The following is a 14419-nucleotide window of genomic DNA, read 5'->3' as shown; positions in this document are numbered from 1 at the left end:
TCTGGTTAACGTTCTGCCAGAAAAATCACTAATTCTTTCGTTGCTCCAGACGACGTAAGGCGCGTTCACGACGGCTTTCCTCACGGCTTCTGTCCAGCAGAATCTCTTCGATAAACGCCAGGTGACGGTGGGACGCTTCACGCGCCTCTTCCGGCTTCCCGGCAATAATTGCTTCAAAAATACGGGTACGGTGACTGCTAACCAGTGGCAGCATTTCACGACGCGCATACAGCAATTCGAAGTTTTGCCGAACGTTCTGGGCCAGCATCGGCTCCATACACCTTAGCAAATGGAGCAGCACCACATTATGTGCCGCTTCGGTGACAGCAATTTGATACTGGAGTACTGCATCAGATTCACCGTCAAGATCGCCGGACTGTTGAGCAAGCTCGATCGCATGGTGGAGTTCACGGATACGCGTTTTGTCTTCATCCGTGCTGCGCAGTGCAGCGTAATAAGCTGCAATACCTTCCAGCGCATGGCGCGTCTCAAGCAGGTCAAACTGGGATTCAGGATGGTCGGAGAGCAGCTCTACCAGTGGGTCGCTAAAGCTCTGCCACAGGCTGCTCTGAACAAAAGTGCCACCGCCCTGACGACGAAGCAGTAACCCCTTCGCTTCAAGGCGTTGGATCGCCTCGCGTAAGGAGGGGCGGGAGACGTCGAACTGTTTTGCCAGCTCGCGTTCCGGTGGGAGTTTTTCTCCGGGGCGAAGTGTCCCCTCAAGAATTAAAAACTCCAGCTGCTGCTCAATCACATCGGAGAGTTTTGGTTGGCGGATTTTGCTGTAGGCCATGATTTCCTGTCTTAAGCCATTTGCCCGGAGTCAATTGGTCTTACCAATTTCATGTTCTTGACGCTAAAGTAACAAAGTATTCACCTTCTGTCCATACAGGTTTTGATTGAAATCAGTAAAGGGGGCATATTTTAACAACATTACAGAAATAACGTTTCAAACATGTAACTATGCACAAATGTTAAATTTACCCACCTCGAGGTAGTTTTAACGGAATAGAAACGAAAAATTATCTCATCTGAACCGATTCACCTGCTTATTTATCGATACTTAAACCACTATTAATGAATAGAAATTCAAAATGGAAATTTTGTGGTAGATAAACTCGCATTTACAAATGGTTTCTTTTTATTCAACTCGTCATCTTCCCCGCATAAAGCAGGTGCATTCGCGCTCGCATATCATTATTCTGATCAAGACAAAAGTATTAAGGCAACATTTTATCAAAAGCATCTGTAAACAAATTAATACAACAAACGGAATTGCAAACTTACACACGCATTGCTGCGTAGTTCAAAAAATAAGTACTCGAAATATGAAGAGTAAAACCACACACGAGGTTTCATGATGGAAAGTCAACAGCATGGCGATCAGCTCAAGCGCGGTCTTAAGAACCGCCATATACAGCTAATCGCACTGGGTGGCGCGATTGGTACCGGGTTATTCCTCGGTAGCGCATCCGTTATCCAGTCTGCAGGACCGGGGATTATTCTGGGTTACGCTATTGCCGGCTTTATCGCCTTTTTGATTATGCGTCAGTTAGGTGAAATGGTGGTTGAAGAGCCGGTAGCAGGCTCCTTTAGCCACTTTGCTTATAAATACTGGGGCAGTTTCGCGGGTTTTGCCTCTGGCTGGAACTACTGGGTACTGTACGTGCTGGTTGCCATGGCTGAGCTGACTGCAGTCGGTAAATATATCCAGTTCTGGTACCCGGAGATCCCAACCTGGGCCTCTGCTGCAGCCTTCTTCGTGATTATCAACGCCATTAACCTGACCAACGTGAAAGTGTTTGGTGAGATGGAGTTCTGGTTCGCCATTATTAAAGTCATTGCTGTCGTCGCGATGATCATCTTCGGCGGCTGGCTGCTGTTCAGCGGCAACGGCGGGCCGCAGGCCAGCGTCAGCAACCTGTGGAACCAGGGGGGCTTCCTGCCGCATGGTTTCACCGGTCTGGTGATGATGATGGCGATTATCATGTTCTCTTTCGGTGGACTGGAGCTGGTTGGGATCACCGCAGCAGAAGCGGATAACCCGGAGCAAAGCATTCCCAAAGCAACCAACCAGGTTATCTACCGTATCCTGATTTTCTATGTGGGTTCGCTGGCGGTTCTGCTTTCCCTGATGCCGTGGACGCGCGTTACGGCTGATACCAGCCCGTTTGTCCTTATTTTCCACGAGCTGGGCGACACGTTTGTTGCTAATGCCCTGAACATCGTGGTGCTGACTGCTGCCCTTTCTGTCTATAACAGCTGTGTGTACTGCAACAGCCGTATGCTGTTCGGTCTGGCACAGCAGGGCAATGCGCCGAAAGCGCTGATGAACGTCGACAAACGCGGCGTGCCGGTGAACACCATTCTGGTTTCCGCACTGGTGACGGCTCTGTGCGTGCTGATCAACTACCTGGCGCCAGAATCTGCCTTTGGCCTGTTGATGGCGCTGGTAGTTTCCGCACTGGTGATCAACTGGGCAATGATTAGCCTTGCGCACATGAAGTTCCGCAAAGCCAAACAGCAGCAGGGCGTTACCACCCGCTTCCCGGCGCTGCTCTATCCGCTGGGTAACTGGGTGTGCCTGATTTTCATGGCTGCAGTATTGGTGATTATGCTGATGACGCCGGGCATGGCGATCTCGGTGTACTTAATCCCGGTATGGATTGCTATTCTTGGCATTGGTTACCTGTTCAAACAGAAAACGGCCGGCACGGTTAAAGCACATTAATTTTTCCTCCCCCACCTACGCCAGGTGGGGGTTGTTACCTGCCTCACATTTTCCCACTCACGACTGTTTAGTCCATATCAGCGGCGTTATCCTGCAACGCAAAAACACCGGTACCAGACAATAATTCTCTCCATATCTCATTCATGGAGTGCAGTTGATGGAAACCAGTAAGCTCACGGTGAAAGAAAAGATTGGCTATGGAATGGGCGACGCCGGATGCAACATCATCTTTGGCGCCATCATGTTGTTTGTTAACTATTTTTACACAGACATTTTTGGACTCGCGCCTGCACTGGTCGGCGTATTACTGCTCTCAGTACGCGTTATCGATGCCGTTACCGACCCTATAATGGGCGCAATGGCCGACCGCACCCGCAGCAAATATGGTCGATTTCGTCCATGGCTTTTGTGGATGGCTTTCCCGTACGCATTATTCAGCGTACTGATGTTTACCACCCCTGAGTGGACATATAACAGCAAAGTTATCTATGCCTTTGTTACCTATTTCCTGCTCTCAATTACCTATACGGCGATCAATATCCCCTATTGCTCTCTCGGCAGCGTCATCACCAACGATCCGCAAGAACGCGTCGCCTGCCAGTCATATCGCTTTGTATTGGTAGGAATTGCAACTCTGCTGCTCTCCCTTACCCTGCTCCCCATGGCCGACTGGTTCGGCGGGGAAGACAAAGCCAAAGGGTATCAAATGGCGATGGCGGTACTGGCATTCATCGGCATGTGTATGTTCCTGTTCTGCTTTGCAACCGTCCGTGAGCGTGTCCGTCCTGCTGTCCAGACCAATGACGATTTAAAAGCCGATCTGAAAGACGTATGGAAGAACGATCAATGGGTAAAAATCCTGCTATTAACCTTGTGCAACGTCTGTCCGGGTTTTATTCGCATGGCTGCCACCATGTACTACGTGACCTGGGTTATGCAGCAGAGTACACAATTTGCGACGTTGTTTATCAGCCTTGGCGTTGTAGGCATGATGATCGGCAGCATGTTGGCGAAGGTGTTAACCGATCGCTGGTGCAAACTGAAAGTGTTCTTCTGGACCAATATCATCCTGGCGATTTTCTCCGCCGCGTTTTACTTCTTCGATCCGAAAGCCACCATGATGATTATGGTGCTCTACTTCCTGCTCAACATCCTGCATCAGATCCCATCTCCGCTGCACTGGTCGCTGATGGCGGATGTCGATGACTACGGCGAGTGGAAAACCGGTAAACGCATCACCGGGATCAGCTTCTCCGGCAACCTGTTCTTCCTGAAACTGGGCCTGGCGATTGCCGGAGCGATGGTTGGCTTCCTGCTCTCCTGGTACGGCTACGACGCTGGGGCGAAAACGCAAAGCGACTCCGCCATTAACGGTATTATGCTGCTGTTTACCATCATACCTGGCGCAGGCTACCTGATTACTGCAGGCGTGGTTCGTCTGCTGAAAGTTGACCGCGAGTTTATGCAGCAAATCCAGACAGATTTAGAAAAGCGCCGCGCCAACTACCGTGAACTGAATGAATACCACGATATAAAAACGACTGAAACCGTAAGGAAAGCCTAATGAATCAGTGGCCAAATCCCTTTATTGAACAGCGTGCCGATCCGTTTATCTTACGTGACGGTAGCCACTACTATTTCATTGCTTCAGTACCTGAATATGACCGGCTGGAGATACGCCGGGCCGACTCGCTGGAAGGGTTGCGCACTGCCGCCCCGGTTATCATCTGGCGCAAGCCAGAAAGCGGCCCCATGAGCCAACTCATCTGGGCGCCCGAAATCCATCATCTGGCAGGCAAGTGGTACATCTATTTTGCCGCCACCCACACACAGTCGCTCGACAAGCTGGGGATGTTCCAGCATCGCATGTTTGCGCTCGAATGTGCCGACACCGATCCGCTGACCGGAAAGTGGACGGAGAAAGGTCAGATTAAAACGCAGTTTGATACCTTTGCGCTCGATGCCACCACCTTTAACCATCAGGGAAAACAGTGGTATCTATGGGCGCAGAAATCGCCCGATATCGCCGGAAACTCCAATATCTATCTCGCAGAACTGGAAAATCCATGGACGATTAAAGGCGAGCCGGTCATGCTAAGCCATCCTGAATATGACTGGGAATGCCGGGGTTTTTGGGTCAACGAAGGTCCTGCCGTCATGGTTCACGGCGACAAGTTGTTTATCAGCTATTCCGCCAGCGCTACCGATGAGAACTACTGTATGGGATTATTGTGGATTGACTTAGACGCAGATCCGCTCAACCAGCAGAACTGGCACAAATCACCGCGCCCGGTCTTTACCACCAGCTATGAAAACCGCCAGTTTGGGCCGGGACACAACAGCTTTACGCAAACGCCAGAAGGTGAAGATGTGCTGGTGTATCACGCGAGAAATTACACCGAAATCGAGGGCGATCCGCTGTACGACCCAAACCGCCACACTCGTCTGAAGCTCGTGCGTTGGGACGAAAACGGCATGCCAGATTTTGGCATCCCGCCTGCTGATACGAACTAAACCGTTGCACTGCCCGGTGGCGCTAACGCTTACCGGGCCTACACGTTTTTCCATTGTAGGCCGGATAAGCGTTAGCGCCATCCGGCACAACGCTATACTAATGCCCCATAAATGGTCAGCAACGCAATAATCACCACCACCACAAATGAGGTCTTCTTCGCCATCGAAACAGCCGCTTTTGGCGTTTCGACTTTATCGGTATGAGGTTCGCGCGCCAGCGAGAACTGCGCCAGACGCGTAAGCACCTGATATTGCGAAGTATGCAGATCAGCAAGCGACGTAAACCAGGCTGGCAACGCCTTCTCGCCGTGTCCCAGCAGCGCATAGACCACGCCCGCCAGACGCACCGGGATCCAGTCCAGCACATGCAGGATCGCATCAATACCCGATTGCAGACGCTGGTGCGGTGTCTGATAGCGCGCCAGCCAGGACTGCCAGGCACGTAAAAAGGCATAACCAACCAGCGTCACAGGTCCCCACGGGCCACCGACAATCAGCCAGAATAACGGCGCCAGGTAAAAGCGAAAGTTGTTCCATAACAGCGCGTTCTGCAGTTCACGCAGGAACTCACGCTCGTCACAGTCCGGCGGAACACCATGGATAAGCGTCAGCTCGCTGGCCATCGCCTCACGAGCGTGAGCGTCATCGCGAGCGGCCGCGTTCAGGTAAGCGTGATAGTGAAGGCGCGCCTTGCCTGCGCCGATGCACAGCAAGCCAATTAAGATCCACGCCACCAGCAACGGAACGTTAAACAGCAGCCCATGAAGTGCGCGCAGTAGCAGAAACGTCACTCCCATCGCAATAAGAGTCATGCCTACCGTACGCATCATCGAGAAATGCTTAATCCGGCGGAAAAAAGCTTCAACCCGGTGATCAAGCTGCCAGTGCTCACCCAGCTTAAACAGGCGTTCAACAATCAACACCAGTAATGTTGTAAACAGCGTCATGTCATCTCCTTGTGCGACGAGGGGGTGACCAGGGCGCGAAACCTTGCCCAGTCAAATGAGGGCCCGGGATCGGTCTTACGCTCGGGCGCAATATTGCAATGTCCTGTCATATTGTTAGCAATAGCCGGATAACGCGTAATCAGGGCATTGGTCACGGCTGCCAGTTGCTGGTACTGCGCGTCGGTATAGGCCAGCGTATCCGTCCCTTCCAGCTCAATACCAATTGAGAAATCATTACAGCGTTCACGGCCCTGATAGCTCGAGACGCCGGCATGCCAGGCGCGTTTATCAAAGGGGACATACTGCACGATTTCACCATCACGGCGAATTAAACAATGGGCCGAAACGCGCAAATGGGCGATTCCGGCAAAATAAGGATGGGCGTTGGGATCAATCGTGCCAGTGAACAGCGCGTCTATCCACGGGCCGCCAAACTCGCCGGGCGGCAGGCTGATATTATGCACCACCAGCAGAGAAGGGTTTTCGTCATCCGGGCGGCAATCGTAATGCGGAGAGGGAACGCGTCGCGCCTCTGCCAGCCAGCCCTCGTCTAACAACATGCAGAATCTCCTTATTGGTGGTGCTCATATCAGGTTCAGGGTAGCATGTTTCCACCTTATGATTCGTTAGCAATTTGGAGTTTTATCATGCCGCCTCGCCGCTATAACCCTGACTACCGACGTGACGCGCTGTTGGAACGCATAAATCTCGATATCCCTGCCGCTGTCGCTCAGGCGCTGCGTGAAGATTTAGGCGGAGAAGTTGATGCCAATAACGATATCACCGCACAGCTTTTACCCGAAGACATGCGCTCCCACGCTACCGTAATTACCCGCGAAGATGGCGTTTTTTGTGGGAAACGTTGGGTGGAAGAGGTCTTTATTCAACTGGCTGGCGATGATGTAAACATCACCTGGCATGTCGAAGATGGCGACAGCATTAAGGCTAATCAGCCACTGTTTGAACTGGACGGCCCTTCCCGCGTGTTACTGACCGGTGAACGTACCGCGCTTAATTTTGTGCAGACGCTTTCAGGTGTAGCAAGCGAGGTGCGTAAATACGTCGACCTGTTAGCTGGGACCAAGACCCAACTGCTGGATACGCGTAAAACCCTGCCAGGACTGCGTACCGCGCTAAAATACGCCGTATTGTGCGGCGGCGGCGCGAATCATCGTTTGGGGCTGTCCGACGCTTTCCTGATTAAAGAAAACCACATTATTGCTTCCGGCTCGGTACGTCAGGCCGTAGAAAAAGCATTCTGGTTGCACCCGGATGTGCCGGTTGAAGTCGAAGTAGAAAGCCTGGATGAGCTGGACGACGCGCTGAAAGCCGGGGCCGACATCATCATGCTCGATAACTTCGAAACCGACCAAATGCGCGAAGCGGTAAAACGCACCAACGGCCAGGCGCGTCTGGAAGTCTCGGGCAATGTCACCCATGAAACGCTGCGCGAATTTGCCGAAACCGGCGTGGATTTCATCTCTGTTGGCGCGCTGACCAAACATGTTCGCGCTCTCGATCTCTCCATGCGTTTTCGCTAATTGCTGATTGTATTGCCCGATGATGCTTCGCTTATCGGGCCTCCTACACAGGTTTATTCTGTAAGCCGGATACGGCATTTACGCCGCCATCCGGCAGTTTCTTCGAGCCTCTTAGCAAATACATTGTCTGATTCTGTAATTTCGTAAAAGTCCTCGGAATCCGCCTTCCCATTCTGTTTTTTGTCTCTCGCCGTCCTCCCGTCGGTTTGCCAAAGTAGCGCCAGCAAACTCAAGGAGTGAACAATGAACAAGCAACGAGGCTTTACGCTTATCGAACTCATGGTGGTGATTGGCATTATTGCCATTCTTAGCGCCATCGGTATTCCGGCATATCAAAACTATCTGCGCAAGGCCGCGCTGACAGACATGCTGCAAACCTTTGTCCCCTATCGCACAGCGGTTGAGCTCTGTGCACTGGAACATGGAGGAACAGATACCTGCGATGCCGGAACGAATGGTATTCCCACTCCAACAACTACCCGTTACGTCTCAGCCATGAGCATTGAAAAAGGCGTTGTCAGTCTTAGTGGGCAGGAAAGCCTGAACGGGTTAAGCATCACCATGACGCCGGCTTGGGACAATGCCAACGGCATTACCGGTTGGAACCGTAACTGCATCATCCAGAACGACAGCGCATTGCAGCAGGCCTGTGAAGATGTTTTCCGCTTCGATACCCACTAAGGAACAGAGATGAATACCACCCAGCTTACAGCGCTATGCCAACGTTATCAGGGAATATTACTGGATGCAGACAATGAAGTGGTGCATATCGCCGTCGTAGACGCCCCATCACACGAACTGCTGGATGCACTGCATTTTGCCACCACCCGGCGCATCGACATTGTCTGCTGGACACGTCAGCAAATGGAAGGCCACACGCATACACCGCAGAAAATGCTCCCTGCAGTAGTCACAAAAAGCAGCGCCAGCGCAGCAGACTTGCTGAATCAGACGTTTCATTCCGCTCTGGAGAAACGGGCTTCTGATATTCATTTTGAGCCAGCGGAAAATCACTATCGGATCAGATTACGTGTGGATGGAGTACTCCACGCGTTACCGGAAATCACGACCGAGATGGGCATTGCCATCACCGCAAGGTTAAAAGTATTGGGCAGTCTGGATATTGCCGAGCATCGGCTTCCACAAGACGGACAATTTACCGTTGAGATTTCAGGAGAACCTATCTCGTTTCGCATCGCCACCCTGCCCTGTCGCTACGGCGAAAAAGTCGTGTTGCGGCTACTTCATCAGGTCGAGCAGTCACTGGAGATCGCCGCACTGGGAATGCAAGACGCGCAACTGGCCGCATTTTCGCAAGCCTTGCAGCAGCCTCAGGGGCTGATTCTGGTTACCGGGCCTACCGGAAGCGGTAAAACGGTCACACTGTACAGTGCGCTGCAAACCCGAAACACGCCAGATGTTAATCTCTGTAGCGTAGAAGATCCGGTAGAGATCCCGATCGCAGGCATCAACCAGACGCAAATTCACCCACGCGCCGGTTTGACTTTTCAGGGAGTCTTACGTGCTCTGTTGCGTCAGGATCCCGACATTATCATGGTGGGTGAAATCCGCGATGGAGAAACAGCAGAAATAGCCCTTAAAGCCGCACAAACCGGTCATCTGGTTCTTTCTACGCAGCATACCAATTCCACCAGTGAAACGCTGGTGCGTCTGCAACAAATGGGGGTTGCACGCTGGATGATCGCCTCCGCGCTGACGCTCGTCATTGCACAGCGATTGGTCAGAAAGTTGTGCCCCCATTGCCGACAACGTCAGAGTACGCCTATCACACTCCCGAAAGCTGTCTGGCCTACACCACTACCGAATTGGCAGGCCCCTGGCTGCAAACATTGTTATCACGGATTTTATGGCCGTACGGCATTGTTTGAAGTACTCCCTGTTACTCCGGCATTACGTCAGAGTATTGCCAGTGGCGCCCCCGTAGACGGAGTGGAACCTGATGCTCAGCTATCAGGGAGAACGCTTTTCGAGAATGGCTGTCAGGCCGTCGAGCAAGGATTAACGACATTTGAAGAGCTGATTCGTGTACTGGGCATGCCTCATGTCCGCTAAACAGCTTTGGCGCTGGCAAGGCATTAACAACAAAGGTAAATCGCTGGAAGGTACACTATGGGCCGATACCCGACCGTCATTAATGCTGGCTCTTGAGAAACAACAGATTACGCCGCTACGCATTAAACGTATGCGTGTCAAAACCTCGCACTGGAGCCGTACAAGAAGTGCCGAAACCATACACCAGTTGGCGACATTGCTAAAAGCAGGGTTAACGCTCTCAACAGGGCTAGCTCTGCTTGCTGAACAGCATCCCAGCAGTCAATGGCAGGCGCTACTGCGTACGCTGGCTTACGATATGGAACAGGGCATTACCCTCTCCACCTCACTATCACAATGGCAACACGTTTTTCCGCCCCTTTACCAGGCAATGATCCGCACCGGAGAGCTTACGGGTAAGCTGGACGACTGCTGTTTTGAACTCGCCTACCAGCAAAAGAAACAACAGCAACTTGCTGATAAAGTTAAAAAAGCCCTGCGTTATCCGCTTATCATCATCACAATGGCGGTGTTGGTCGTATTTGCGATGTTGCAGTTTGTACTCCCTGAGTTTGCCGCCATCTACCAGACATTCAACACCCCGCTACCGGCCCTCACTCAGTGGATTATTACCATCGCACACTATAGCAGCCAATGGGGATGGCTGGCGGTAGCACTTGGCCTGGTAGCGGTTGCGGCACATCATTTGATAAATCAGAAACCGTACTGGCTCGTTCTGCGCCAGAAATTGCTGCTCAGCCTCCCGGTCATAGGGCCGATGGTGAGAGGGCAAAAGCTCACGCAGATCTTCACCGTTCTGGCGTTAACGCAAAATGCGGGCATTCCCTTTTTGCAGGGTCTTGAGAGCGTTACCGAAACGCTGGCTAACCCTTTCTGGTCGCAGCGTTTAGCGCTGGTTCAGCACGACATTAGCGCCGGAAAGCCGGTCTGGTTAGCGCTTAAAAATAGCGGTGAATTCAGCCCATTGTGCATACAGCTGGTCCGAACTGGTGAAGCTTCCGGCTCGCTGGATGCAATGCTGCGCAATCTCGCGCATCACCATGGTGAGAAAACCCTGGCTCAAGCTGAGAATTTGGCTGCATTACTTGAGCCTGCGTTGCTGGTCATCACGGGGCTTATCATCGGTACGCTGGTTGTCGCGATGTATTTACCGATTTTCCATTTGGGAGATGCGATGAGCGGAGTGGGATAAATTCAAATGCCGGATGGCGACGTAACGCCATCCGGCATTTCACAGAACGACCTGTTTTACAGGCTATTGAATACGCGGTTCTCTTGTTCCTGTACACGAATAAACGTTGTACGTTTGGTCAGCTCTTTCAGACGGGATGCGCCTACATAGGTGCAAGCAGAACGCAAACCGCCGAGAATATCGCGAGCGGTATTATCAACCGGGCCGCGCAGTGGCAGCTTGACGGTTTTACCTTCTGCAGCGCGGTACTGTGCAACACCACCAACGTGACGCGTCATGGCAGATTCTGAGCTCATACCGTAGAAAAGCATGAATTTCTCACCGTTTTCTTCAACAATTTTGCCGCCGCTTTCTTCGTGACCGGCAAACATACCGCCGAGCATAACGAAGTCTGCGCCGCCGCCAAACGCTTTTGCAACGTCACCCGGCATTGTGCAGCCGCCGTCGCTGACAATCATGCCGCCCAGACCGTGGGCTGCATCCGCACATTCAATAACCGCAGAAAGCTGTGGATAGCCAACGCCGGTTTTTACACGCGTGGTGCATACAGAACCCGGGCCAATACCTACTTTGACAATATCAGCACCGGAGAGCACCAGCTCTTCACACATTTCACCGGTGACCACATTGCCCGCACAAATCGTTTTTGTCGGCCATGCTTCACGCGCTTTCGACACAAACTGAACAAAATGCTCTGAGTAGCCATTTGCCACATCAATGCAGATAAAATTCAGCGCTGGGTTGAGCGCCAAAATCTGTTTGGTTTTTTCGAAGTCTGCGTCAGACGTGCCAGTTGAAACCATTACGTGTTTGAGTACATCGGCAGAGCTCTCTGCGATGAAGGCGGCCCAGTCTTCAACAGAATAGTGTTTGTGCACAGCGGTCAGGATGTCGAAGGATGCCAGCGCCGTTGCCATGGCAAACGTCCCGACAGTGTCCATGTTCGCGGCAATAATAGGTACGCCGGACCAGGTCTGACCTGAATGCTTAAAGGTAAATTGACGTTCCAGCTCAACATCGGAACGGCTTTTAAGAGTAGAACGCTTAGGGCGGATAAGAACGTCTTTGAAACCTAACTTCAGATCTTCTTCGATACGCATGTGCGGATTCCTGGGGTTAATGGCGAAAAATCGAAACTCACAACTCCAGTGACGCTATCATACGCACTAATCAATGCCGCGCAAGACTGCGAAATTCTCTTTTTTTACGCTACAATCCCATAAATTTACCTGGCGAATAGTAGGTTAATCCTGCAGCAGCCTCGCCTTCGCACGCTTAACTTTTAACTGTTTGATAATCAAACTTAAACTCCAGGATCGGCATCTATGAGGTATACGGTAGCCTTAACCGGCGGCATTGGCAGTGGTAAAAGCACCGTTGCAAATGCGTTCGCTGACCTCGGAATAAACATCATTGATGCAGATATTATTGCGCGCCAGGTGGTTGAACCCGGCACACTTGCTCTTAAGGCGATCGAAGAACATTTTGGTTCCGAGGTTATCGCCGCAGACGGATCGTTGCAGCGGCGCATTTTACGCGAACGCATTTTTTCCGCCCCAGAGGAGAAAAGCTGGCTGAATGCCCTGCTCCATCCGCTTATTCAGCAGGAAACGCAGCGCCAGTTTCAGCAAGCGACCTCACCTTACCTGTTATGGGTTGTCCCTTTGCTGGTGGAAAATTCGCTGTATAAAAAAGCCGACCGCGTACTCGTGGTGGATGTCACGCCCGAAACCCAGCTCAGACGCACCATGCAGCGTGATGACGTCACACGTGAGCATGTTGAACAAATTCTTGCTGCCCAGGCAACGCGTGAAGCGCGGCTGGCCGTGGCAGACGATGTTATTGATAATAATGGCGCACCGGAAGCCATCGCCTCGGATGTCGCCCGCCTGCACGCGCTCTATTTGCAATGCGCGTCGCAGTTTGTCTCACAGGAAAAACCGTAATGCACACCCAGGTCCTTTTTGAACACCCTCTCAATGAGAAGATGCGTACATGGCTGCGCATTGAGTTTTTAATCCAACAGCTCTCCGTTAATTTACCCATTGCTGACCATGCCGGCGCTCTGCATTTTTTCCGCAATATCGGAGATTTACTGGATGTATTTGAACGCGGCGAAGTCCGTACCGAACTCCTCAAAGAACTGGAGCGACAGCAGCGTAAACTCCAGGCCTGGGTCGAAGTTCCCGGCGTCGATCAAAGCAGAATCGACTCTTTGCGCCAGCAGTTAAAAAGTGCAGGCAGCATTCTGATTTCTGCCCCGCGTATTGGACAGACGCTGCGCGAAGATCGTCTGATTGGTCTCGTACGTCAACGTTTAAGTATTCCTGGCGGGTGCTGCAGTTTCGATCTGCCGACTCTGCATATCTGGTTACACCTGGCGCAATCGTATCGTGACGCGCAGGTTGAAACCTGGCTTGCCAGCCTGAATCCGCTCAATCAAGCGCTGTCGCTGGTGCTGGATTTAATTCGCAACTCAGCGCCGTTTCGTAAGCAAACCAGCCTGAATGGTTTTTATCAGGACAACGGCGAAGATGCAGATCTGCTGCGCTTGCAGCTGCCGCTAGATTCGCAGCTTTATCCGCAAATTTCTGGTCATAAGAGCCGTTTTGCCATCCGCTTTATGCCGCTGGATAGCGAGAATGGTCAGGTGCCTGAGCGCCTCGATTTTGAACTGGCGTGCTGTTAAGGAGTCAACATGTCTGAACAAACCATCGTCAACTGCCCAACCTGTGGCAAGCCTGTAGTATGGGCTGAAGTCAGTCCGTTTCGCCCATTCTGCAGCAAGCGCTGCCAGTTAATCGATCTGGGAGAGTGGGCTGCAGAAGAGAAACGCATCCCAAGCTCAGGCGATCTGTCGGAAAGCGACGACTGGAGTGAGGAGCAGAAGTAATTGTGCTAATACGTAGGGCGGGCAAGCGTAGCACCCCCGCCATAATTTGCCGGATGGCGGTGTTGCCTTATCCGGCCTACGAACACCATTATCCAGTAATCAGCTTTTCAATGACCGGTGCATTCGCCGGCGGGAAATCTTCCGCATTCAGAGCATATTGCGCAATCCACTGCGCCGGTTGCCCCTCTTTTCCCCACGGCTCGCCTTCCCAGCTTTCAACCAGCCAGAACCACAGAGTGATATGCCTGTCCGGAAACTGATACTCCAACTTTTCGAACAATGAACTTTTAGTCGGCGTGATCCCTACTTCTTCCTGTAGTTCGCGAATCAGCGCCTGCTCCGGCGTTTCGCCCGCTTCAATTTTCCCGCCGGGGAACTCCAGCTTATTGGCCATGTGGGCATCAGCCGCACGCTGGGTGATAAAAATTTCATTGTGCTGATTACGAATAATCCCGACGGCGATCTGCAATATTTTCATTTTCATCGTCCATAAAAAAGGCGCAGAAGTCTGCGCCTTTTCAATAAGTT

At 51.9% G+C, this 14419-nt stretch carries 15 protein-coding genes; 10 read left to right on the top strand and 5 right to left on the bottom strand.

Annotation, left to right across the window (positions count from 1 at the left end):
- Positions 1–28: 28 nt before the first annotated feature.
- Positions 29–793, bottom strand: a complete 765-nt coding sequence (gene pdhR / locus C2U41_RS00925; RefSeq protein ID WP_003018699.1) for a pyruvate dehydrogenase complex transcriptional repressor PdhR — start codon at positions 791–793, stop codon at positions 29–31.
- A gap of 564 nt (positions 794–1357) precedes the next feature.
- On the opposite strand from pdhR, the gene aroP reads away from it, so the two are divergent.
- From aroP to C2U41_RS00910, 3 genes are all read left to right on the top strand, one after another.
- On the top strand, positions 1358–2731 hold the full coding sequence (gene aroP, locus C2U41_RS00920; protein ID WP_085951556.1) for an aromatic amino acid transporter AroP: 1374 nt from the start codon (positions 1358–1360) through the stop codon (positions 2729–2731).
- A 157-nt stretch (positions 2732–2888) separates the two neighbouring features.
- A complete protein-coding gene (locus C2U41_RS00915) occupies positions 2889–4295 on the top strand; it encodes a glycoside-pentoside-hexuronide (GPH):cation symporter (protein ID WP_003845756.1) in 1407 nt (468 codons plus the stop codon).
- Entirely contained in the window at positions 4295–5245 is a 951-nt protein-coding gene (locus C2U41_RS00910; RefSeq protein ID WP_003845754.1) for a glycoside hydrolase family 43 protein, read from the top strand. Before C2U41_RS00915 ends, C2U41_RS00910 begins: the two co-directional genes overlap by 1 nt.
- Before the next feature lie 92 nt (positions 5246–5337).
- On the opposite strand, the gene ampE is transcribed toward C2U41_RS00910, so the two are convergent.
- Both ampE and ampD read right to left on the bottom strand, forming a co-directional pair.
- Positions 5338–6192: a beta-lactamase regulator AmpE gene (ampE, locus tag C2U41_RS00905; RefSeq protein WP_103848357.1), complete on the bottom strand. Its 855-nt coding sequence runs from the start codon at positions 6190–6192 to the stop codon at positions 5338–5340.
- The gene (gene ampD, locus C2U41_RS00900) at positions 6189–6752 is read right to left on the bottom strand and encodes a 1,6-anhydro-N-acetylmuramyl-L-alanine amidase AmpD (protein ID WP_003018719.1); all 564 of its coding nucleotides are present in this window, start codon (positions 6750–6752) and stop codon (positions 6189–6191) included. The genes ampE and ampD overlap by 4 nt, the downstream gene beginning before the upstream one ends.
- An 87-nt stretch (positions 6753–6839) precedes the next feature.
- Between ampD and nadC the strand changes: the two genes are divergently transcribed.
- The 4 genes from nadC (at position 6840) to hofC (ending at position 10998) form a co-directional block, all read left to right on the top strand.
- Entirely contained in the window at positions 6840–7733 is an 894-nt protein-coding gene (gene nadC, locus C2U41_RS00895) for a carboxylating nicotinate-nucleotide diphosphorylase (protein ID WP_003837454.1), read from the top strand.
- A gap of 243 nt (positions 7734–7976) precedes the next feature.
- Positions 7977–8414, top strand: coding sequence for a prepilin peptidase-dependent pilin (gene ppdD / locus C2U41_RS00885; protein WP_003018724.1), 438 nt, complete (start codon positions 7977–7979; stop codon positions 8412–8414).
- Between the two features lie 9 nt (positions 8415–8423).
- Positions 8424–9806 (top strand): type II secretion system protein GspE, encoded by a 1383-nt coding sequence (gspE, locus tag C2U41_RS00880; protein WP_103848356.1) that lies wholly within the window; start codon positions 8424–8426, stop codon positions 9804–9806.
- The gene (hofC, locus tag C2U41_RS00875) at positions 9796–10998 is read left to right on the top strand and encodes a protein transport protein HofC (RefSeq protein WP_032948529.1); all 1203 of its coding nucleotides are present in this window, start codon (positions 9796–9798) and stop codon (positions 10996–10998) included. The genes gspE and hofC overlap by 11 nt, the downstream gene beginning before the upstream one ends.
- Before the next feature lie 56 nt (positions 10999–11054).
- Here the strand turns inward: hofC and C2U41_RS00870 are convergent, their stop codons facing one another.
- Complete coding sequence (locus tag C2U41_RS00870) at positions 11055–12098, bottom strand: GMP reductase (protein ID WP_103848355.1); 1044 nt, start codon at positions 12096–12098, stop codon at positions 11055–11057.
- Between the two features lie 225 nt (positions 12099–12323).
- On the opposite strand from C2U41_RS00870, the gene coaE reads away from it, so the two are divergent.
- From coaE to yacG, 3 genes are read left to right on the top strand one after another with little or no spacing between them, the layout of a single operon-like run.
- Complete coding sequence (gene coaE / locus C2U41_RS00865; RefSeq protein WP_016149556.1) at positions 12324–12944, top strand: dephospho-CoA kinase; 621 nt, start codon at positions 12324–12326, stop codon at positions 12942–12944.
- Positions 12944–13687, top strand: a complete 744-nt coding sequence (gene zapD, locus C2U41_RS00860; RefSeq protein ID WP_003837445.1) for a cell division protein ZapD — start codon at positions 12944–12946, stop codon at positions 13685–13687. Before coaE ends, zapD begins: the two co-directional genes overlap by 1 nt.
- 9 nt (positions 13688–13696) lie before the next feature.
- Positions 13697–13891 carry a DNA gyrase inhibitor YacG gene (gene yacG, locus C2U41_RS00855; RefSeq protein WP_003018740.1) on the top strand — a complete coding sequence of 65 codons (195 nt, stop codon included), beginning with the start codon at positions 13697–13699 and terminating at the stop codon, positions 13889–13891.
- Positions 13892–13979: 88 nt separating this feature from the next.
- Here yacG and mutT read toward each other — a convergent pair whose 3' ends face one another.
- Positions 13980–14369 carry an 8-oxo-dGTP diphosphatase MutT gene (gene mutT, locus C2U41_RS00850; RefSeq protein ID WP_032950785.1) on the bottom strand — a complete coding sequence of 130 codons (390 nt, stop codon included), beginning with the start codon at positions 14367–14369 and terminating at the stop codon, positions 13980–13982.
- Positions 14370–14419 lie beyond the last annotated feature (50 nt).

This window comes from Citrobacter freundii complex sp. CFNIH4 (assembly GCF_002934505.1).
Lineage (GTDB): Bacteria > Pseudomonadota > Gammaproteobacteria > Enterobacterales > Enterobacteriaceae > Citrobacter > Citrobacter freundii.
This window is presented reverse-complemented; position numbering and strand designations above follow the sequence as displayed.

Bases quoted from the DNA above. Each gene is read 5' to 3' on its own strand.
- pdhR (WP_003018699.1), bottom strand. From the start codon at position 793: ATGGCCTACAGCAAAATCCGCCAACCAAAACTCTCCGATGTGATTGAG.
- aroP (WP_085951556.1), top strand. From the start codon at position 1,358: ATGATGGAAAGTCAACAGCATGGCGATCAGCTCAAGCGCGGTCTTAAG.
- C2U41_RS00915 (WP_003845756.1), top strand. From the start codon at position 2,889: ATGGAAACCAGTAAGCTCACGGTGAAAGAAAAGATTGGCTATGGAATG.
- C2U41_RS00910 (WP_003845754.1), top strand. From the start codon at position 4,295: ATGAATCAGTGGCCAAATCCCTTTATTGAACAGCGTGCCGATCCGTTT.
- ampE (WP_103848357.1), bottom strand. From the start codon at position 6,192: ATGACGCTGTTTACAACATTACTGGTGTTGATTGTTGAACGCCTGTTT.
- ampD (WP_003018719.1), bottom strand. From the start codon at position 6,752: ATGTTGTTAGACGAGGGCTGGCTGGCAGAGGCGCGACGCGTTCCCTCT.
- nadC (WP_003837454.1), top strand. From the start codon at position 6,840: ATGCCGCCTCGCCGCTATAACCCTGACTACCGACGTGACGCGCTGTTG.
- ppdD (WP_003018724.1), top strand. From the start codon at position 7,977: ATGAACAAGCAACGAGGCTTTACGCTTATCGAACTCATGGTGGTGATT.
- gspE (WP_103848356.1), top strand. From the start codon at position 8,424: ATGAATACCACCCAGCTTACAGCGCTATGCCAACGTTATCAGGGAATA.
- hofC (WP_032948529.1), top strand. From the start codon at position 9,796: ATGTCCGCTAAACAGCTTTGGCGCTGGCAAGGCATTAACAACAAAGGT.
- C2U41_RS00870 (WP_103848355.1), bottom strand. From the start codon at position 12,098: ATGCGTATCGAAGAAGATCTGAAGTTAGGTTTCAAAGACGTTCTTATC.
- coaE (WP_016149556.1), top strand. From the start codon at position 12,324: ATGAGGTATACGGTAGCCTTAACCGGCGGCATTGGCAGTGGTAAAAGC.
- zapD (WP_003837445.1), top strand. From the start codon at position 12,944: ATGCACACCCAGGTCCTTTTTGAACACCCTCTCAATGAGAAGATGCGT.
- yacG (WP_003018740.1), top strand. From the start codon at position 13,697: ATGTCTGAACAAACCATCGTCAACTGCCCAACCTGTGGCAAGCCTGTA.
- mutT (WP_032950785.1), bottom strand. From the start codon at position 14,369: ATGAAAATATTGCAGATCGCCGTCGGGATTATTCGTAATCAGCACAAT.